This window comes from Armatimonadota bacterium (genome assembly GCA_016223145.1).
GTDB lineage: Bacteria > Armatimonadota > Fimbriimonadia > Fimbriimonadales > Fimbriimonadaceae > Nitrosymbiomonas.
In genome coordinates, this window is record JACRPN010000016.1 from 1 (window position 1) to 19,112 (window position 19,112).

Annotated in this window: 18 protein-coding genes; 4 read left to right on the forward strand and 14 right to left on the reverse strand. The window is 61.0% G+C overall.

The window, feature by feature from the left end; translation table 11 throughout:
• Positions 1 to 307 precede the first annotated feature (307 nt).
• The gene (locus HZC36_14630; GenBank protein MBI5708215.1) at positions 308 to 781 is read right to left on the reverse strand and encodes a DinB family protein; all 474 of its coding nucleotides are present in this window, start codon (positions 779 to 781) and stop codon (positions 308 to 310) included.
• Between the two features lie 155 nt (positions 782 to 936).
• Between HZC36_14630 and HZC36_14635 the strand changes: the two genes are divergently transcribed.
• Positions 937 to 2,943 (forward strand): carbohydrate binding family 9 domain-containing protein, encoded by a 2,007-nt coding sequence (locus HZC36_14635; GenBank protein ID MBI5708216.1) that lies wholly within the window; start codon positions 937 to 939, stop codon positions 2,941 to 2,943.
• 4 nt (positions 2,944 to 2,947) lie between these two features.
• Here the strand turns inward: HZC36_14635 and HZC36_14640 are convergent, their stop codons facing one another.
• The 6 genes from HZC36_14640 to HZC36_14665 form a co-directional block, all read right to left on the reverse strand.
• A complete protein-coding gene (locus tag HZC36_14640; GenBank protein ID MBI5708217.1) occupies positions 2,948 to 4,273 on the reverse strand; it encodes a S41 family peptidase in 1,326 nt (441 codons plus the stop codon).
• Positions 4,270 to 5,538 (reverse strand): hypothetical protein, encoded by a 1,269-nt coding sequence (locus tag HZC36_14645; GenBank protein ID MBI5708218.1) that lies wholly within the window; start codon positions 5,536 to 5,538, stop codon positions 4,270 to 4,272. Before HZC36_14645 ends, HZC36_14640 begins: the two co-directional genes overlap by 4 nt.
• A gap of 181 nt (positions 5,539 to 5,719) precedes the next feature.
• Positions 5,720 to 8,671, reverse strand: coding sequence for a HEAT repeat domain-containing protein (locus HZC36_14650; protein ID MBI5708219.1), 2,952 nt, complete (start codon positions 8,669 to 8,671; stop codon positions 5,720 to 5,722).
• Positions 8,668 to 9,516 carry an S-methyl-5'-thioadenosine phosphorylase gene (locus tag HZC36_14655; GenBank protein MBI5708220.1) on the reverse strand — a complete coding sequence of 283 codons (849 nt, stop codon included), beginning with the start codon at positions 9,514 to 9,516 and terminating at the stop codon, positions 8,668 to 8,670. Before HZC36_14655 ends, HZC36_14650 begins: the two co-directional genes overlap by 4 nt.
• A 21-nt stretch (positions 9,517 to 9,537) precedes the next feature.
• On the reverse strand, positions 9,538 to 10,404 hold the full coding sequence (locus HZC36_14660) for an ABC transporter substrate-binding protein (GenBank protein ID MBI5708221.1): 867 nt from the start codon (positions 10,402 to 10,404) through the stop codon (positions 9,538 to 9,540).
• A gap of 122 nt (positions 10,405 to 10,526) precedes the next feature.
• Positions 10,527 to 10,832: a hypothetical protein gene (locus HZC36_14665; GenBank protein ID MBI5708222.1), complete on the reverse strand. Its 306-nt coding sequence runs from the start codon at positions 10,830 to 10,832 to the stop codon at positions 10,527 to 10,529.
• A gap of 429 nt (positions 10,833 to 11,261) precedes the next feature.
• On the opposite strand from HZC36_14665, the gene HZC36_14670 reads away from it, so the two are divergent.
• Positions 11,262 to 12,362, forward strand: coding sequence for a tyrosine-type recombinase/integrase (locus HZC36_14670; protein MBI5708223.1), 1,101 nt, complete (start codon positions 11,262 to 11,264; stop codon positions 12,360 to 12,362).
• Positions 12,363 to 12,373: 11 nt separating this feature from the next.
• Here the strand turns inward: HZC36_14670 and HZC36_14675 are convergent, their stop codons facing one another.
• The 7 genes from HZC36_14675 to HZC36_14705 form a co-directional block, all read right to left on the reverse strand.
• Complete coding sequence (locus HZC36_14675) at positions 12,374 to 12,616, reverse strand: hypothetical protein (protein MBI5708224.1); 243 nt, start codon at positions 12,614 to 12,616, stop codon at positions 12,374 to 12,376.
• A 146-nt stretch (positions 12,617 to 12,762) separates the two neighbouring features.
• A complete protein-coding gene (locus tag HZC36_14680; GenBank protein ID MBI5708225.1) occupies positions 12,763 to 14,106 on the reverse strand; it encodes a hypothetical protein in 1,344 nt (447 codons plus the stop codon).
• Entirely contained in the window at positions 14,103 to 14,744 is a 642-nt protein-coding gene (locus HZC36_14685; GenBank protein ID MBI5708226.1) for a hypothetical protein, read from the reverse strand. The genes HZC36_14680 and HZC36_14685 overlap by 4 nt, the downstream gene beginning before the upstream one ends.
• The gene (locus HZC36_14690; protein ID MBI5708227.1) at positions 14,689 to 15,270 is read right to left on the reverse strand and encodes a zinc ribbon domain-containing protein; all 582 of its coding nucleotides are present in this window, start codon (positions 15,268 to 15,270) and stop codon (positions 14,689 to 14,691) included. The genes HZC36_14685 and HZC36_14690 overlap by 56 nt, the downstream gene beginning before the upstream one ends.
• On the reverse strand, positions 15,267 to 16,100 hold the full coding sequence (locus tag HZC36_14695) for a replication-relaxation family protein (protein ID MBI5708228.1): 834 nt from the start codon (positions 16,098 to 16,100) through the stop codon (positions 15,267 to 15,269). Before HZC36_14695 ends, HZC36_14690 begins: the two co-directional genes overlap by 4 nt.
• A complete protein-coding gene (locus HZC36_14700; protein ID MBI5708229.1) occupies positions 16,066 to 16,548 on the reverse strand; it encodes a type IV secretory system conjugative DNA transfer family protein in 483 nt (160 codons plus the stop codon). Before HZC36_14700 ends, HZC36_14695 begins: the two co-directional genes overlap by 35 nt.
• A 30-nt stretch (positions 16,549 to 16,578) precedes the next feature.
• A complete protein-coding gene (locus tag HZC36_14705) occupies positions 16,579 to 17,484 on the reverse strand; it encodes a type IV secretion system DNA-binding domain-containing protein (protein ID MBI5708230.1) in 906 nt (301 codons plus the stop codon).
• Positions 17,485 to 17,558: 74 nt separating this feature from the next.
• Here HZC36_14705 and HZC36_14710 point away from each other — a divergent pair, with 74 nt between their 5' ends.
• Positions 17,559 to 18,686 (forward strand): helix-turn-helix transcriptional regulator, encoded by a 1,128-nt coding sequence (locus tag HZC36_14710; protein ID MBI5708231.1) that lies wholly within the window; start codon positions 17,559 to 17,561, stop codon positions 18,684 to 18,686.
• Positions 18,687 to 18,789: 103 nt separating this feature from the next.
• On the forward strand, positions 18,790 to 19,050 hold the full coding sequence (locus HZC36_14715) for a DUF4177 domain-containing protein (GenBank protein MBI5708232.1): 261 nt from the start codon (positions 18,790 to 18,792) through the stop codon (positions 19,048 to 19,050).
• The last annotated feature ends 62 nt before the right edge of the window (positions 19,051 to 19,112 follow it).

The following is a 19,112-nucleotide window of genomic DNA, read 5'->3' on the forward strand; positions in this document are numbered from 1 at the left end:
GGACCGGGGTGCAGGCTAGGAAGCCTGCGCTCCGTCGAGGTTGCATTCGGAAGGTCAATGTACGAAACGTCAATGTAGGGAAGCGTGAATCCTCGAATGTCACGAAGGGACCCTGAGTTCAAAGCTGCAGACCTACCTTGGCGCAGAAGCCTTGAGCAAAGGCCTGCTCTCATCATCGTCCCACACCCAGGCACGTGATTTGTGATGACGCTAACGGCGTTTGCGGGATGTCGAATGTGGCCGGAGCGTCATCCGACATCCGACATCCACACCTACGGTCTGCACCTCAGATCCATTCGCAGCAGCTTCAGCCTGAGGCTCTCGAGGTGAACTCAAGGGCCTGTTTCAAGTGGTAGCCGTCATGGCCGGCGATCATCGCGACCTGCTGCAGGAAGTCCACGTCCCCGACGAATTCTCTGTGCGCGGGCCGATGCCACACGGCGTCCGGCATCTTGCGGATCACCTCGATGAGCTCCGACCTCTCGCTGCGATAGCGCGCCAAGGAATCCATTGGGTCAAGGCCGGAGTAGTTCCGTTCGGCGCAGAGTTGCCCCTCATCCACGCTCGCCAGGAAGGGGTTCTCCTCGGCCGCAATCCTTGTGATCCGCTCCATCCAGATCGGCTCCCAATCGGCCAGATGCGCCGCCATCTCGCGCAAGGTGAAGCGGTCCGTGTCAGGACGGGCATCCCAATCCGTTTCGGCGTCCAGAACCCGCACGATGGCGGCAGGCGCGCCTTCGAGCGCGTGAAGGAGGTAGGTACGAACGGCTTCGGAGACCATGGCGCCAGGATACCGATTGGGGAGCGCACATGATCGGAGCCGAGGGGCCATGAGGCCGATATGGGACTTAGTTCCCAGGCCGGAACCGTTCGATCGGGCGGCCCGTAGTTCCTGCGACTCCTTGGCCCGACCGGGGAGCGCAGGGAGTCCTTTCATTGATTCGATCCGCTCGTGCCACCTTCGTCCTTCTGGCTTCCTTTGCCGCCCTAATGGCCGGCGCGGCAGAGAGCAAACGCCCAATTGCCGGAGTCAAGCTGACGTCGCCTCCCACCATCGATGGCGACCTTGCCGACGCGGCTTGGCAGTCTGCCTCAAAAGCCTCGGGGTTTACCGACCTGCAGAACGGCAACCCCGTGTTCGACCAGACCGAGGCGTGGATCGGCTACGACGATCAGTTCATCTATGTGGCCTTTCGTTGTAACGATTCGAAGCCTGAAGGCATCGTGGCTCGGGAAACGGTCCGCGACTCGAAGTACAGCGGCGACCGCAACCAGAACCCAAATCGGGAAGACAACGTCCAGATCAACTTCGACCCGTTCCTCACGTTTCAGGACGACGACGTAAGCCGGTTCTCGGTGAACGCGATCGGGACCCGCTCCGCATCCATCGCGGGAGGCCGCGCGGCGAAAGCCGAATGGAAAGGAGACTGGGACGCCGCCGTGAAGCGCGACGATAGGGGGTGGACCTGCGAAATCCGAATCCCCTGGGCCAGCCTCAACTATCCATCTTCGGCGAGACCCGTCACGATGGGGATTAACTTCCAGCGGTTTCAGGACCGGACAAAGACGCTCTCGATTTGGAGCAATACAACCAGCCAAGACTTTACGAATCTCGAAGGGCTTTGGACAGGCGTCGAGCCCCCACAGACCGGATTTCGCCGAACGCTTTCGCTTCTGCCCTACGTCCTCGGCGGCGACATCAAGGGCGAGCTTAGCGGCAAGGCCGGACTCGACATGCGCTATACCCTGACGCCCCAACTTACGGCGGTCGGAAGCATCAACCCGGATTTCTCGACCATCCAGGGCGCGATCCAAAGCATCGCCTTCTCGCACTCCGAGAGATTCGTGCCCGACCAGCGGCCTTTCTTCACGGAGGGAGGCGGCAACTTCTACGCCCAAACGAATATCAATGATATTGGTGCCTTTTTCTACTCTAACAGGATCAAAACGTTCGACGTCGGCGCGAAGCTCTATGGCAAGCTCTCGGCGAAGGACACGCTCGGCGTCTTGAACACATACAGCTACGACGGGAGAAACGACTTGGTCGCCCGATACACCACGGCCTATAACGAGACGGACAGCGGCGGTGGAATGCTCGTTCACACAAACGCGGGCGGCATCGAAAACACGAACCTGGTGATCGACCAGCACTTCCGCAAGGGCAAGATGTTTTTGGAGGGCGTCGGCGCACATAGCTCCGGCCAGGGCGCTGGAGGCGGGGCGCAAGTGGTGAACGCCTACTACGCGGACAAATACTTCCTGAGCTGCATCCAATACAGCGGCGTTTCGAACAACTTCCTCACCCCGATCGGCTTCGTTCCGTTCAAGGGCTACCACGGCATGACGGCGATCGAATACTGGGGCAGCGAGTGGCGGGAGGGCCGATTCCGCAGTTCGAACGTGACCCTGGTGGGGCTCGACTGGAAGCAGAACGATGGCGCACCCTTCTTCAAGGGGCATCAAGGAGAGTACAACCTCGACACGCGCGATGATTGGCGTTTCAAGCTCAAATGGGCGTCGTTCGACTTCCTGGGCGAGAAGGACAATGTCTTTGGCTTTGGGGTTACGAAGGGCGTCACGAACCGCTTCGCCAAGATCGGTTTCCAGGTCGACACCGGCAAGCTTGGGAGCGCAAAGACGACAGCCTTCTCCCCGTTTTTCAGCCTGAGGGTCTTCAAGAAGCTGGACGTCCTGTATTCAGGCCTGATCCAGAACAGGGAGGGGGTCGACCAGCAGCACATCCTTACCGTCAACTACGAGATATCCCCCATCAAGTCCTTCGGCGGCAGGCTGGTGACGCACAACGGGGACACCAACGCTTACCTCTTCTTCCGGCGCTCTGGTGAGAAGGGAACCGACTTCTATTTGGTCCTGGGAGACCCGAACGCGAAGAAGACGGTTAGCAGCATCCAGATCAAGATGGTTTTCGCGTACCAGTCCTAAGGGCTCAAGCCTCTCGCTCGGGGGGAGCGGCGCTCGAAAGCGCCAAAGCCTTGCCGTTGGGCAAGAACACAGACGCGCCGACCTTGGATTTCAGCACCTCGATGGCCTTCTTGAGCTGGGGATCGGTCTTGAGGTCTCCGATCGTGCCTTCCGCCTGCGGTGGCCAGTCAGCTTTGATGTCCGGCTGGATGCCGCCCGACGCGTAGCCGCCGTACTCGTCGACCTTCCGGCTGATGTCCTTGCCGCTCGGGAGGAAGTACTTCGCGATGGTGATCTTGGCGCTCGCCCCGTCGATCAGCGGGATCACATTCTGGACCGACGCCTTCCCATAGGAGTGGTTGCCGACGAGCGTGGCGAGCCGATAGTCGTGGAGCACGCCTGAGAAGATTTCGGCCGCGCTGGCCGAGTCTTCGTTGATCAGAACGGCGATCGGATAAACGTTTCGTCGCCGCAGGCCCCGCATGGTCTTGGCCACCTCTTCGTCGCCTTCGCGCCCTTTCATCTTCACGACGACCTTGTCTTCGACATAAAGCGAAAGCATGTCCACAGCCGTATCGAGCAACCCGCCGGGGTTGTCTCGAACGTCGATGATGAGGCCCTTGATGCCCTCGTGCTCAAGCCTGCCCAGGGCGCGCTCGAATTGCTCGCCGGTGGGCTGAGAGAAGATAGAGATGCCGATGTACCCCAGGCGGGTTCCGGGCAGGACCTTCGACTCGACAGTCGGCGTCGTGACGTTGGCGCGCTGAATCTTGATGGTGATCGGCTTCGTCGCGCTCTTCCGCATGATCATCAGGCTGACCCACGTGCCGGGCTCGCCCCGGACCTGCCTCACGATGTCGTCGATGTCCACGCCCGAAACGGTCTTGCCGTTCACGCCGGTGATGAGGTCGTCCTTGCGCAGACCCGCTCGGTCTGCGGGCCCCTGCTCGAACACGGATACGACGCGAGCGCCAAGGGGGTCTGGGCTGAGCCGAGCGCCGACCCCAGCAAAGTGGCCATCGGTTTCCAGCCTGAAGCTGGCCGTGTCCTTTGGAGAAAGGAATTGAGTGTGCGGGTCGCCCAACGAAGCCATCATTCCGGTCAAACCGGCATATTTCAGATCAAGCGATTCGACAGGCTTGTAGTAGTCGTTGCGGATGTCGTCGAACGCCCTCTTGAAGACATCGGTCGCGTTTTGGGAGACCGAGGCCGAAGAACTCAGGCCAAGGAGCTGCCGGAAAGCTGATGAGTCCGGCGCTTTGCCTTGCTGAATGTCCCGCCACCCGAAACCGAGGCTGAACAGGAACAGGATCCCCAAAGCAAACAGGAGAATGCGGGAGAACGCCTTCATCGGGCCACCTCCGACTTCGCGTCGTACTTGCCGATGGTGAGCGTGTAGGCGCTTCCGTCAGGCAGCGCTTTGAACTTGGAGACGAGCGGCGAGCCGTTCATCGTGCCCTCGATCTTTGCGCCGGATCCGTTGGCCAGGGCAAGGGCAAAAGCCTGATAGATTCCACCCGTATTGCCGTCCACCAGAACCCTGATCTTGGGAGGGTTCGGGTTTCCGCGCTGGAGCCTGATTTCCTCTCCCGGGCGGCCCCCTTCGTGCGCGAGGCTCCCATAGGTTCCGGGCTTGGCCAAGGCGCCCAGGGCCTCACGGAAGGCGTCGAAGTCGCCGTACGCTTGCGATCTTAGGTCCAAAGTGATCTCGGGCGTGTGGCCCATTGCCATCTCCAGCCGCGCGCCGACTCCTTTGGTCAGGCGGAGGTTGAACACGCCGGGGCTCAACTCCTTTACCGGAGCGATCTCCGTCAACGATTTGGTCATCTGCGTGGACTGCTGAGTTCCTCCGGGGCGGTTAAAAACGACCTTGAGCGTTCCCGTAGTGCCTCGCGCCAGCATGTCGAACGCCTTGAACGGCATGATCGCGCCGTTGGCTTTGGCTCTCAGCTTCAGGCTGAGCTCTCTCAGCCTTGCAGGGGGCCACTCCTTTGCTTCGACCTTGCGCTGAGCCGTGCGCAGTTCATCGATGGCTTCCGCGCTGTACACCCAGTGCCCGTCCACGCTCTCGACCCAGTCGCCCGCTTTGGCGCCGGCCCGGTCGGCGGGCCCTCCCGGAACCACCCCGGCAATCACCACCCTGGGCAATTGAGATGGGGCAAAGGGGTCTTCCGGCGCTTCGCCCGACGAAACCGAACTCGGCGACGCGCTCCCTTTGCGCTCCAAAACCAGGTCCGCGCCGATGCCCTCGTACTTGCCATAAATGGCACTGGCGTAGGCCTTTGCGAGCTCTGGGGTGAAGAAGAGGCTTTGAACGTCGTTGAGGCTGGCGATCATGCCCCGAACGCCGCCTGACGCGAGCTTGAGGTCGTCTTTGATGGGCTCGACGTAGCGCTGCTTCAAGAGTTGGGAGAGCTCGCTGAAGTACTTCGCTTCCGGAATCTCCGCCTGGTTGGTTCGGGAGGTGAGAAGCCCTGAACCGTAAACCCGATTCGGCGACTTGGGCGAGATACGGCCCACGTCGACCTTGTCGCGCATTGCGATCCCTGCAATGAGCGCGGCCGCAGAGGCGCAGATCATTGCGGAGGTGGCCAAGCTGTTTTGAGAGGGGTTCATAAGTGGGTTGGGGCGAATCGGTGACGGCGGCTATGACTTGATGGTTGACCAAGCGCTCCAGGTTCCTATGCTAAGGTTGCCAGGCTTGATCAGGAACCGGCAATCGCACAGGGGCTGTCATTCAGTGGTTCCTAAGGATGATAACGCATAGGATGCGAGATCGGTGCTGAAAAGTTCCCGATCAGGGTCGAATGCCCTTGGCCGCAGCCAGGAAGGCGTAGGCTCCCTGGACGCGGGGGTCGAGATCCTTGTCAAGACCCTCCACTTCGGCGGCCTCAACCTTTCCCGGATGCGCCGCGAACGCCATGAGCGCCGCTGCGCGAACCTCAGGCGAAGCGTCTGCGACCGCAAGACGAAGCGCCCCGCGATTGGATTCGTTGGGGCGGGCCCTCAGATAATCGAGCAGCAGCAGCCTTACCCATTTGCTGTCGTCCCGAACGACCTTAAGCCCTTCTTCGCGGTAGCCGGGCAATGGCGACTCCAGGAGCTTGGTGGCGCTCTGAAACCTCAGCCAGTCCGACTCGTCGTTCACGGCCCCGTAGAGCATGTTCTTGGCGACGTCCTCGATGGCTGGGTTGGCGCGCAAGGTCGCCGCGAGGCGAACGCCCGGATCGGCATTCTTTACATACAGCATCAGCGTCTTCGCGGCGCCGTCTCCCGGCAGCACGCCCACCGCCTCCGCGCCCGCAACGCGAGCCCTCCAACTGGGGCCAACAGCGAGGATCGACATCGCGATCAGCATCTTGTCGTCCTTGAGGCTCGCCAGTTGCCGGGCAGCGAATTCTCGGCAGAAGTCGTAGGGGCCAATCTCCAGGGCGCGCTTCAGGATTTGCCGCGCAGGTCCGTCACCTTGAAACGCCAATGCCGCCGCCGCTTGCTCGCTGACCCGGTGGTTCACGTTCTGGAAGGCGCGCTGGAGCTTGGGGATGGCCGCGTCCGAGCGGTTTCGGCTGAAAGCGGCCACAGCGTTCATCACCACGACGTCCTTGGAGTCGTCGAGGAGCCCGATGAGCGCTTCGACGATCTCCGGGCCCGCGTCGGCTGGAGCGCTTGCGGCAAACAGCGCCCGCTCGAAGGGGTTTTGCGATTTCGCGTCCGGAACAAGCGCTTTGGGGGCGGCGCTTGGCGTGAGGCTCTCCCCGACGCCAGCCTTCAAGATGGGCTCCGAAATCGCAACCTTGGAGTCGAAGAAGGGCTGGGTCACTTCCCAACATCCGGCGTTAGGATCGGATTCGAGAGCGATGCCGGTCCAGACTTCACCCTCTGACAATGAAACCTTGACGGTCACCTGTTGCCAGCCGCCGGTGGGGTCGATCTCCAACACATCGACGGCGCTCGTTGATTGGGACTCGGCCGGGTTCGGCAGTACCCCAAAGAGCCTGCCGAGCACCTTCCGCTCGCCGCCGGCACCGCACGCCGCCAGCACCATGGGCTCCGGGTGGTCGGGCTTCAGCCACACCGAAAAAGCGCCTTCAAAGGGCCCTGATGCGATGGGGGCGGTCCCTTGGCCGCCAGACAGCCAGACGCCGCCGCTCCGCGGGAAACCCCCGCAGCTCACGATGGCGCCGGGCCGATCAAGGCCTTGGCTGCCGCGAAGCTGATAGGTTCCGGCTGTCCGAAAGCCGCTGGCTCTTGGCGCAGGTCGATTCTGGATTTCGGGCGCGAGGAGCGAAGCCTCAGTGGCGTTTTCCGGCATGCCCTTGATCGAAAACGTGGTTAGGCAGTGGGGTCCGATCCGCGTCACGCCGTGAAGCTTGGGGTCCAGTTCTGGCTTGAGATGGGCTGCAAAAAGGTCCGCGTAGACGGGATCGACGAACAAGAGGGAGCGAGCCGGTCCAGGGGCTGCCGCCATTGCCTCCTTGCCCCACTCCCAAACGCCGTCCGCCTTCTCGGATCCCAGTCGGACGGGCTCTTTACCGCGAGCGAAGATCGCGCCCCAAGTTGTCGCCGACGGGGCGACTGGGGCGCCTGCGATCTTCGAGAGGTCCGCCGCTGCCAGCTCTTTGTAGCGCGCCTTGCCCCAGTCCGCCGAGGGCAGCCCCTCCCGAGCATCGGTCCTGCTGAGGGCCAGGGCGAGTTCGGCTGACGACGGATCTTTGCGATTCAGCGCCTTGCCCCAGCTTTCCTTTGGAGCACCAAAGCTAGTGGCTGAAATAGGCTGGAAGGGCTGCATCAGCTCCTCGCCCGATGCATAGATCGCGCCACTTTCCGGGCTATGGGGCTCGGTGGCGTTCCCCACGTAGCCCCAATGATGGAGCGCGGCCCGAACGTGCCCGTCCCATCGGTTCGCGAGCGCGAAGGTCAGCCCATAGGGCCCGTTCGCCTGACCCTCCAGAAAGAGGGAGATCGGCGAAACTGGAGCGTCGTAGACCTTTCCATCGGGCGCGGGGCCTGTCATGGCCGAATGGATGACGAACACGGAGTCCCAAGGCCCCCGATAGACCCGGTCGTCGGTCTCGAAGGTGCCGCCGTTGATGCGCGGCCTCACATAGTCCATCAGGTCGGCAGCGAAGCTTTGGGCGAACGGCTGGGAGGGCGTGCCTCGCGAGGCGTCCACCTTGAAGCGGGCCCAATCGGTGTCGTATTCGACGTCCACGGTGACCCGAAGCGCTCCGCCCGCTGCGCCTTCGGCTATAGCTGCGAACCGCGCCAGCGACTCGAGAATCTCCTGGTGGTGGCGGTTCTCAAATGTGTAGACGCGCTCCGTAAGCAAGCCGCTCGACGCCCGGTCAAGCAGGTCAGCTTTGCCGAGCACAAACACTTTGACCTTCCATTCGGGAGTCCGAGGCCCGATCTTGGCCTTGGCCATGTCATACGCCGCACGGATTTCCGACCACCCGCCGTCCGCCTGCAGGCGCCGTATGAGCTTTCCATTGCGGACCAGATAGCGGCTCCCCTGAAAGGCAAAGAGGTCGTTGGCTCCGGCGAAGGGTCCTGGGAGATCGGGAATACGCGCTTCGACGTTCTGACCCCCGATCTTGTAGGTCCCCAGGAGCACGGTCCCGGCGGCAGAACCCTGGCTCGATGCGGCAGTGGGTGGGAAGATGCGGGGAAGGGCCTTGGGCGTCACGCCGGGCGCCGGCGAAGGTCCGGCGGCGCTGACGAGCACCCACGCGGCAAGAGCGGCGATCATTCTGGCAAGAGTTCGTAAAGCCGGATGTCTTCGGGGTGGGCGGCGTGGCCGTCTCCCCGGCTATAGGTGAGGGCTTGCCGCGCCTGCAGCGTGGTCAAGTCGGCTGGCATCATGCCGATGAGGTCTACCACAACCTTCTGCGCGTTTTCGGCGTTCTTCTTGAATACTTCGAGCACGTCGTGCGCGGTGACCGCCTCGGCGCCGGCATGAACGCCACTGTCGTAGTCGGTGATCAGCGAGATGTTCACCACCGCCATTCCAAGCTCCCTGCAGAGGTAGGCCTCGGGGTATTGGGTCATGTTGATGACCTCCCAACCTGCGTCGTGGAACCACTTGCTCTCGGCCTTGGTGGAGAACCTCGGACCCTGGATTACGACCACAGTGCCGCCGTCGTGGCACTCGATGCCGTTCTTGCGGATCGCCTCGACCGCCAGCTTGCGAAGCACGGGATCATAGGTCTCGGCGGGCGAGACGTGCGTGGTGATCGGGCCATCGAAGAACGTGTCGGCGCGGCCGTTGGTGCGGTCGACGAACTGGTCGCAAACCGCGAAACTCCCTGGGGCCACATGCTTTTGAAGCGATCCGGCGGCGCAGGGGCTGATCACGGCCTGGACGCCGAGCGAACGCATCGCCCAAACATTCGCCCGGAAGTTGATCTTGTGCGGCGGGATCGTGTGGTCCCTGCCGTGACGTGGCAAGAATGCGACCTTGCGGCCATGGACCGTTGCGAGAGCGATGCGATCGCTGGGCGGGCCATAGGGCGTGTCCACCTTGATTTCACGAATGTCCGGCACGAGCTTATAAAAGCCCGAGCCGCCAAAAACGCCGATTTCCGCTTGTGCCATGTCCTTGTGCTTTCCTCTGCCTTAGTTCCCGCCCACTCCGGGCTGGGTCCTCATCAAGTAGTTTCGCGTCTCGCGAACGAAGATGTCGAGCCGCGCCCCGCGCCGCAAGGCGATGTCCTGGTTCATATGGGCGAACCGCTTGGTCTTGATCGCAGCGATGCCCTGGAAGCGCGGGTCCTTTTCAATCGACTCGTTTGTGCCGGCGATCATGATCGCGTCGGGGTTGGTCTTGATCAGCCACTCGGCATTGACGGGTACGAAGATGGTGGCGTCCGGCCCCACCGGCTCGGCTCCAGCCGCGCGCACGACGTCGGCCTGAAGGGTGTTCACACCGGCGATGAGCGGATCGGTGCCGTTGCCGGGGATCATGATCGCAACCTTCGGCTTGGGGTTCATGGGCTCTTTGCGCCCTTGGTCTGCGATTGAAAGGAACGTGGAAACGTATTCCGAGATATCCGTTTCGCCCCCGGCGAGCTTCCCGTACTGATACAGGGAATCGGCGAACTCCTCGAGGGTCTTGCCATAGAAGCCGTAGGTCTTCATGCCGAGGTCCTTGAATTTCTGGACGTCGGCATCGGAGAACAGGTCCTTGTCATAGACGACGAGGCTGGGATTCAGCGAGGCGATCAGCTCGTAATCCGGCTTCACTCCCTTCATCACCTTGGGCTGCTTCGGCTCGAGCTCAGGGTAGTTGCATTCGGCGGTCAGGCCGAGGATGGCGATGTTCGGGGTCTTCTGGCGGACGATCTCGGTCGCACCGGGGCTCAGGCTGACGGCGGACTTGAGCGCGAACTCACGAGGGTAGCCGCCCCAGTCGCGCATCGGCTTGGAGCAGCCGGCCAGGGCGATGGCCAGCACAGACAGCAAAACGAGGGCCCTTCGAAACATGGTCCATTCTGGCTGAGAAGGGGGGCGAGATGCCAACGGAAAGGCTTTCACGACAAAGGAAGACGCTCTCAATCTGGGGATGATTCCCAACGAAGCCGTCGAGGCAGCCATTTGCAGCAAATCTACTCTTCGAGTTCCCGCATCACTCCCCAGACTCTCTTCGCCAGCTCTTGCCGCTTGGGGTCCTGGATGCTGTTCTTGAAGTTGGGATAGGTGATCCGGCCAATGGCCTCGGCCATGGCTTGCTTCATGGCGCTTCGGTCCACGGTGATGCGCCAGCGATAGTCGGCATTCTCCATCCTGATGGGGGTCGAATCGGGAAAGCATCGCAGGATGTCGGTCTCCCTGCGCGCACGAACGAGCAGCTTGGAGGCGTCGTCGCGGTGTTCGACGACGGAGAGGAACGCGTCATTGAGAAAGATCCACACGGAAGACCTCCTTGATTGGAAAGGATACTTGGATGGCAATGGCAGGGGCAGCAGGGCTTCCCGATTCGCTTCGCTCATTCCCCTCGACCAGCAAGCTGGCTTCGGCGGGATGAACTTTTCGCCCGCTGCCACAGCCACATGAGAACGATGCCTGGCCAAGGAAGCGAGAGGGCAATGGCAGGGGCAGCAGGGCTTCCCGATTCGCTTCGCTCATTCCCCTCGACCAGCAAGCTGGCTTCGGCGGGATGAACTTCTCGCCCGCTGCCACAGCCACATGAGAACGATGCCTGGCCAAGGAAGCGAGAGGGCAATGGCAGGGGCAGCAGGGCTCGAACCCGCGACCTGCGGTTTTGGAGTTTGCCGGTTTTCAACTTAAAACTCGACAGAAACTCCCAAACCTTTGGGCAGTCTTTAGGTATAGAAGGGATCATGGCGAAAACTGCAAAAGTCAGCATTCGGCGAATTGAAGAAGAGCCCTGCGTTTGGCTCGGCAAGGACGGCCGCTACCATTGGGACGTTGAACGACGCTATGACGATGGCTCAGTCTTCCGGAAGGGCGGCGCCTGCAAGGAACTGGAGGCCGCCTGCCGCAAGCGGGATGCTGCGATCGCTCAGTTTGAGAGCGGGAGGCCGACAATCAGACACACCGTTCGATCTTGGGCGGAACACTGCGTTTCGGTCCTCTGGAAGGATGAGGTTGACAACGGACGCATCAAGGCCGACACGATCGTTGGCCACCAACAGATTCTCAGGAATCACATACTGCCGTGGATTGGCGATCTTTGGCTCGACTCTGTTGGAACCGAACATGCTCGACGGCTCAATCAAGAATTGGTCTCTCTGGGGCGCGACAGCGACACCCGAGCCAACATCCGTAACACCGGCTCCAAGCTCTATTCGACTGCGCTTGCGCACGTTCCGCCTATCGCCACCCACAACCCCTTCAAAGCGATCGAGATCAACCGCAAGCAAAGCAAGCGCGACGCGGAAGGCAACCGTCTCATCCACATCCGCATCCTTACAGTTGAAGAAGAACGCGCTTTGATTGATTGGGCGGCTTCGCATTGGGTGTACGGCATGGTCCTTGTCGGTCTGAAGATGGGATTGCGAAAGGGCGAGTTAACGGCAATGACCTGGGATCACATCGACTGGGAGCGGGAGGAATACCACGTTGAGGAGCAGGTTCGCAGGAGTCGTGCAACAGGCAAGCTCGTCGTTAGCGACCTCAAACGTACATCGGCAGAACGCTGGATACCGATTCACCCTGCGGTGATGGAGTTTCTCAGGTCCGAGTACCGGCATCCCGACCACCACCCCGTCAAAGTCTTCGCAAATCTCAACGGAAACTGGATCAGCCCCGAGGACGCCGACGAAGCGCTCCTGGACATCGTGATGCTGAGCCGCCTCACTAGCAAAGTGGATGGACGCGGTACCGCGCTTCCAGATCCTACTTGGCACGATCTGCGGCATACGTTCGCCACCGTTTCGTCCAGTTTTGCTGACAAGAGAGAGGCGATCAGCCTGGCATAGGGGGCAACTCACTATGCGGAGCGTATGCTGCAGAACTCCCGACGCTTGAGGTACGCACGGTACTGAGCTTGCGTGATTCGCCGAGCTGCTCGCCTGCCCGGCCCGAGTGTTATGCTCTCAAGGACTCCGGAACTCATGTAGCGTCGAACAGTCCTTTCGTCGACGGTCAGCAGACGGGCAACGTCGAGGATCGTCAACGGGTCCTTGACGGTCAGGTCGGCCATGGAAGTCACCGAATTCGCTCCGACCCTCATCCTTTGCCTCCAGTTCCCTGCCCTCGGTCATCTCGCCTCAAGAGCGGCCTGACCAGCACACGCTGTGGGTAGGAGCCAAAGATGACTTCCAGGCTCGAACTAGCTAAGTATCGCGCTCTCCCGTTTGGAATCATCGTTCTCACCTTTCAGCTTCGTTGTCTTCGACGATCACCAAGGAACCTCCAAAGCCAATCCCAAGTCCCCCGTTTCATGTTCCATCGGCCGTCGACACCGCGGCAGAGCCCAATCAGGAAATCTTCGGCGTCGTAGCTTGCCAGGGCGGCGTCCATGTCCATGTCTTCGAGGCGTTGTTGCTCCTCAACCGTGAACTCGCTTCTGATTCGGACCTTCTCAGCAGAGATCTGCGACTCGATGACAGCCTTTCGCCCAGAGAGATGCTTGACACGCGGGTGAAGCCAGGCAGCAAGGGCATACTCCGGAAGAGCCCGGATCGCGGCTCGCGCATCCTCTTGCAGCGATTTCAGGTGGGCAAGGCCGGCGAGCCTCTCGCCTTCGCGCACACCCAGAACGACGTAGCTGGCGACCGTGGGCACAACCAGCATGAGCGAGACCCAGAAGAGATCTGCCTGACTGACTTTGAAGCCTTGAAGTGTGGACTGTTCGCCGATGGCTTTGAAAAGCCCGAGCTGCTCGACTTTCGATTCGATCAGCACCAGGCACGCGACGAGGCCCGATAGCATCAGAAAGGTCAAAGCCATCTGAAATGAACCGATCCACGGCGTCCGGATGGCTGCTCGGTACAGCAGGCCGCCAAGGCCCCTCCCCAGAGGATAGAGGCTGGCGCCCACAAGGGTCATGACGGCGATACCTAGGCCACTCCAGAAGAAGAGCCAGGGCCATTCCTCGGCAAGGGAGTAGAGTTCGAGCTTGCCCGTGAGGAGACCCAAGCTGATGCCAAACACGGTTCCCCCGCCGATGCCGGCAAGGAGTTTGTAGCCGGTGCGTTGCGCCCAGCCGACGTGCTCCTCAGGTGCAGGAAGCTGATGCCTGCCGGCCAGCACTTCCAGGGACACTGGTTCTCCCTCCTCGAAATCGAGGCCCTGACGATCCTGCACCGAACAGAAGCCGAGCGGCCCTGCAACGGCCGACAGCAGTGAGCAGTGACCGGCGAGCTCAGCCTCCAAAGCCCTAAGGGCCGGCTCCAGATCGGCGACCCTCATCTTGGCTTCAGAGCTCTGGATCGCCATCCGCTCTTCAAAGCTCCGCCTGAGCGAAGCGGCGTTGTCGCTGGCGGCAAGGGCACTGGCCGCCTTGAGCCTGGGAAGAGACTGCCTGCCTTCATCAACGCTCCTGCCGAAGGCCTCGCCTGATTGGCGAAGCGCATCGGGAGCGAGCGTCACCAAGGGCCGCGCTCCCACGATCGTTCTGGGCTTTGGCTGGCCGCCTGACCCTCTTCTCCTCGGGATGATGTTGCTGTAGGTTCTCACGGACTCTGTCGAGCGGGCCATGAGTTCTTCATCCCAATTCATTGCTGAACCTCCTGCCAAGGGAAGCTCTCAACGTCTAGGTCTCCGCGAACGGTGGCCTTCAGGCCTACAGGCGAAAGCCGTTCTTCCCACACTGAGCGAAACTCCGGTTTGACGCCAATGAGACACAGGCGAAGAGAGTCTTTGCGCCCGGCAAAGGACGCCACGGCCCGGCTGATTCGGTCCATCGCATCGCTACCGCCATCTTCCATCCCGCCATCGGTGGCGATGAGCACGAGGGCTTTGCCAGTGCTTCGCTTCACGTCAGCGGCGACCTGTTCAAGCAAGAGGTCGGTCCGTGTGCCGGAAGCAAGGAGGGCTACGGGCGGCTTCCCCAAATACCTCCCGACCTTGGCATTGAATGCGTCGCGGCCGGTCAACCTCTCTCCGGTATAGACGAGGGAGCTACCATGGCCGAAGACGTAAACCCGCAGCCTGCTCCCCCGCGGTAGCGAGCGCTGGATCTCGTACGCGGTCGCGGCGTAGCCAAGTAGCCGTTTCGGTGACGGGCAGCTCACATCGATGGCGACGAACGCCTCGATGGGATCCTCGGCCTGGCGAACACAGCCCGCAAGCAACAGCGAACTAAGGGCGAGGGGCACGAAGCTCTTGGTGCTCCGTCTTCCTTTTGTGGTGGTCATGATGGTCTCCTTGAAAGAGGGTCTTAAGTTGGCGAAAGGCGAACTTGATGGTGGGCCGGCTTAGCCTCCAAAAGGAGCAGCCAAGCCTCCAGCCAGATCGAAGCAGCCCGGGCAAGTTCTTTCGAAAGCCGGGAACAAGTAGGGCGAAGACGCAGGTGAGGACCACTAGGGTGAAAGTGGTGCTGGCGAGCTGCCAAAAGAGCTCGCTGGCTGAGATGCCGAAGAGGAGCCCAAAGAGCCAGTCGAAGGCTGCAAGCACCGCGCCAGCGCACATAGCTAGGAGCGGCCAAGCAACCTTGAGCAGGAAGAGAGCGACGATCCAGGCGACGGCCCGTGAGGCGCATCCGAAGGAAGTGGATTCCGCCGCTAACGAGAGGTCTTTCGAGCCGCAGGCCAAACAGAATGTAGCACTCTTGGGACTGAGGTGGCCCTTCGGGCATCGCCTTCCGTGGAAGGAGCGCTTGCACATGCCACAGTAATGGGCGGAGTCCGGCCAGGCGGACCGGCACGAGCGGCAGATGATCACGATGCACCTCCGAAAAGCGATACTGTCCTTTGGCCGTTGGTCCAGATGACTCCGGCAGCACCCTTTTCGCGAAGGTCTGAGAGGGTCGTGAAAAGGAACTGAGGTCTGCCGCCAGTGCCGGCCACCATGGAGAGATTTCCGAGCCGTCGCTCGCTCGTGGTGACGGTCAAAACGTCGAAGGACTCGTGTGCGTAGGCCTCTGTGAATGCTCCGTCTGCGTGGTACCGGCGGTAGGCCTGTGCTTTTCGCTGAAAGGCCCGCTGACTGACGTGCCCGAGATCGAACTCGATCATGAAGGCACGAGTCTCTCCGGCAGTAGCCCAGTGAACGTACGCATCAGGCTTGACGACACATTTGATCCAGGCGCTGCCTCGCCGGACGGAATACTCATGGCGGCATAAAGGCTCAGGGAGCCAGTCATAGGCCAGCAACTCCAGGTTAAGAGCTGCCTTGCCAAACAGGATCCGCAGGTCGACGAGGCCAAGCGTATGCTCCAGGAACATCGTCGGGGCATCGCGCCCGGCTTGAAGCCTGACGTCCTCTTCCGGAAGCTCAAGGTGGTTTGCGATGATCGCGGCGGCGCTTCGTCCCAGACTGAGCAGGGCCTGCGAGCCACTTCCTCTAGCTAGGTGGCAATACCTGCGAACGTAGCCGTGATCTTGGAGCTTCCGAAGACGATTGTTGCAGCGAGGCACCGACCCGAAGTAGCCAAGCGCGATGAGCTGGTCCCGACTCATGACCCGGTGCAGAAAGAGATCGGCAAGGATCTTCAGGTCCCGAGCCCGCAGTTCGCACCTAGTTGGCTTTTGTGACTCTCGGCAGCTTGCCATGCCGGACCTCCTTTTGGCGTTGGGGCCCCGCCGACGGGCAGTCTTGGTCCATGGATCCATGGCTAACGACTAGCGAGCAGCACCTCTGGAGAATCTGGGTCTTTAGTTCCTCGAGCCGCCCAGGCTCAATCTTCGGGTCAGGGGAATAGAGAGTCCGAACTTGAACCGACCCTTCCCCTCGCCTAACGAAGAACGCCTCGCCCACCTTCTGCCGGATCAGCGTTTGGCGAATGTGCTCTCTGGACTCTCCTGTGATCACATCGCATGCGAGTTCGCCCGCATCGAGCGAGCCGGTCTGGAAGAAGAGCTGGATTGAGACGTTGTTGCGAATTGCTTGACGGAGTGCCGGGTCAAGCTGAGCAAGGTTTTGGTGGGTCAGCACGAGTGAAAGGCCAAAACGCCTCCCTTCGGCGATGATTGCTCCGAACGCAGGAGTCGCCAGCGTCACAAATTCATCGACGTAAAGGGTGACGGGGTTTCACTCACCTTCCCGGATTTCAGCTCTGGCCATGACCGCGCTTTGTAGAGAGCTGACGAGGAGACCGCCGAGCAGATGGGAAGCGCCGTGAAAGCGGTGAGCGGCTAGGGCAACGAGAAGCAACTGCCCGCGTCGGTCAAGCACCGCTTGCCAATCAAAGCCCGTCGCGCCTGAAAGCATCCTCCGCATTTGGGGAATCGAGAGCAAGGGAGTGATCTTGTTGAGAACCGGCAGGCTCCAGGACTGCTGCCTTTCTGCAGAGAGCGTGCCATACCGCCCAAAGAAGCCCTGGACGTGCTCATCGGGACAAACCGCGACCACTTGTTCCCGAAAGATGGGATCTCCCAGCAGCCGCTCAATATCAACCAGGCTCTTCCCGGCAGAAGCGAGGGCGAAGAGAGAGTTGCGCAGCGTCTCTTCAAGCTGGATGCCCCAGGACTCCGAGCCCCTCTTAACGACTTCCAGAAGATGGAGCGAGCGCGAATACAGGTCGCCTGGGCAGGCAAGTGGGTTGAACGGCATGAAGTAGGCGTCCTCGCGAAGGTCCAAGAGGCTGACTCCTTTGAGACCAGCATTCTGTCCGGCAAGGCGGGTGAGGATCCGGTCGACGAGATCGCCTCTTAAGTCCAGCACCACGCAGGTACGGCCCTGGCTGACTTCGTCCTCGATCAGCCGAAGAAGTAGGCTGGTCTTACCGCAGCCGGTGGCCCCAATGGCGTAGAGGTGCTTTCTCCGCTCTTCGGAAAGGACGCCGATGGGTCTGCCGGGGCTGGTTGGATCAGCGCCGAGCTCATGGCCCAGGAGGAACCCAGGAGCCGAACGCTCTTGGGCGGTCGGCCTCCGCCCAGATGCGGCAAGGACGCCCTTAACGGCCAGCGATTCGATGAGACCGGCGATTCCGCGCACGATTCGGATCGTAGACCCGAAATGCAGCACTTCTTAATATCCCGTAGTATTGTTGAGCAAGGACTCAAGTTCTCGTGGAACGACTGCCCCCGACTACCTTTGGCCGCTCGCTTCGAACCTTGATTCGGGAGCGCTTTGGCACCCAGGCCCGGCTCGCGCATGAGTTGGGTGTCGATGCCAGCTGGATCACCAAGGTCGTGAGGGGTAGCCAGGAGGGGCTCAGCTACTCAAGCCTTCAGAGGATCCTGGAGGCGTTCTCTCGCCCCTCAGACAAGGACCTTCTCTATGAGGCATGGAGGGAGTCGTTTGCGCCCTCGCCCACAGAACTGGCGCCGTCGATCTGGGATGGCGACGAGAGAATCTATGGATACTGTGGCACGGTTCCTGAGCTCATTTCGGCCGGCAAGGCCATAGTGGCGTTCCGGGCTCTTCAACCCATCTGGAGCGCGCTTCAAACCCGCCCGGCACGATCTGAAGGTGCCCTGAGGGTTGGGCACTCCCTGGTTGATGTTGCCAACCAGCTTGACCGGCCAAGCGTCTCCCTTGAAGTCGCCGCCAAGATGCGGGAGATCGCGCTTCTCAAGAGGGAGTTAGGCTGGGTGGCAACGGCCCTCGGGCTGGAGAGCGTCAGCCTCAGGCACCTGCGGCCCAGAAGGCTTGCGATTGCTGAAGGCTCATTCCATCGGTTTGGGGCGTACCTGCAGGATTGGCAACCGGTTTCTGTTGAGGGGCGCTCCCGAAGAACAGGTCTTGTGCGAGCCCTTTCCAGAGACCAGCTGCTTGTTGGGCTCGACGCCGTTCAGGAGGGGACCCGTGAAGCGGAGGGACTTGCCTTACGCATCACTAACCTTGAGAGCCAGCTGAGGGACACGCCGGAGGGTCCAGAGCTTGGGCTGGCGAGCGAGGTGCTGGCAAGGACTCTGGTTGCCTCGGGGCAGTTGGAAAGGGCAGCGCGGGCTCTCACTACCGCAGCAAGGCACACCGATTCAAGGGCAAACGAAGTCAAAGTGCTGATCTGCAGAGCGCAGCTCCACATCGCGGACGGGCAACTTGGCGAAGTAGAAGCGCTCCTTGGCAAAGCAGCGGGTTTTGCCGACGAGTGGACTCTGATCCACCACCGCCACAAGATTGCCGAGATCAACAGAAGCCTGAACGCGAGGCACTCCGATCGATATATTCTTAGGAGAATACGAAAGGAATAGTCAACATTTTCGGCGAACTGAGCTAAGCTCAATGAACTCGATCAAGGCTGATTGACCCGCTGATTGAGTTTGGGTAGCTCATTGATCTACTTGTGAGGCGACCATGCATCAGTATTACTGCGTTCAGATTCCGCCAAATGTCAGCGTCCAAGCCGGGACACCGGCAGCCGCTGCGAACTACCTCGGCGAGGTGCTCAACAAATACGCCGCTGAGGGCTGGGAGTTCTACAGCATCGAGACCATTGGGGTGATCGAGCATCCGGGATGTGGCTGCGGTTGCCTGATGTTCCTGGCGACCCTCCTTAACCTCAACAAGCCGACGCATACCGAAACCTACGTGATCGTCTTCAGGCGCCAGGTGTAGCCCGTCAAGATATGATGATTGCCTCTGATGCTCGATGCCAAAAGGAGTTTCCTTCGACAATC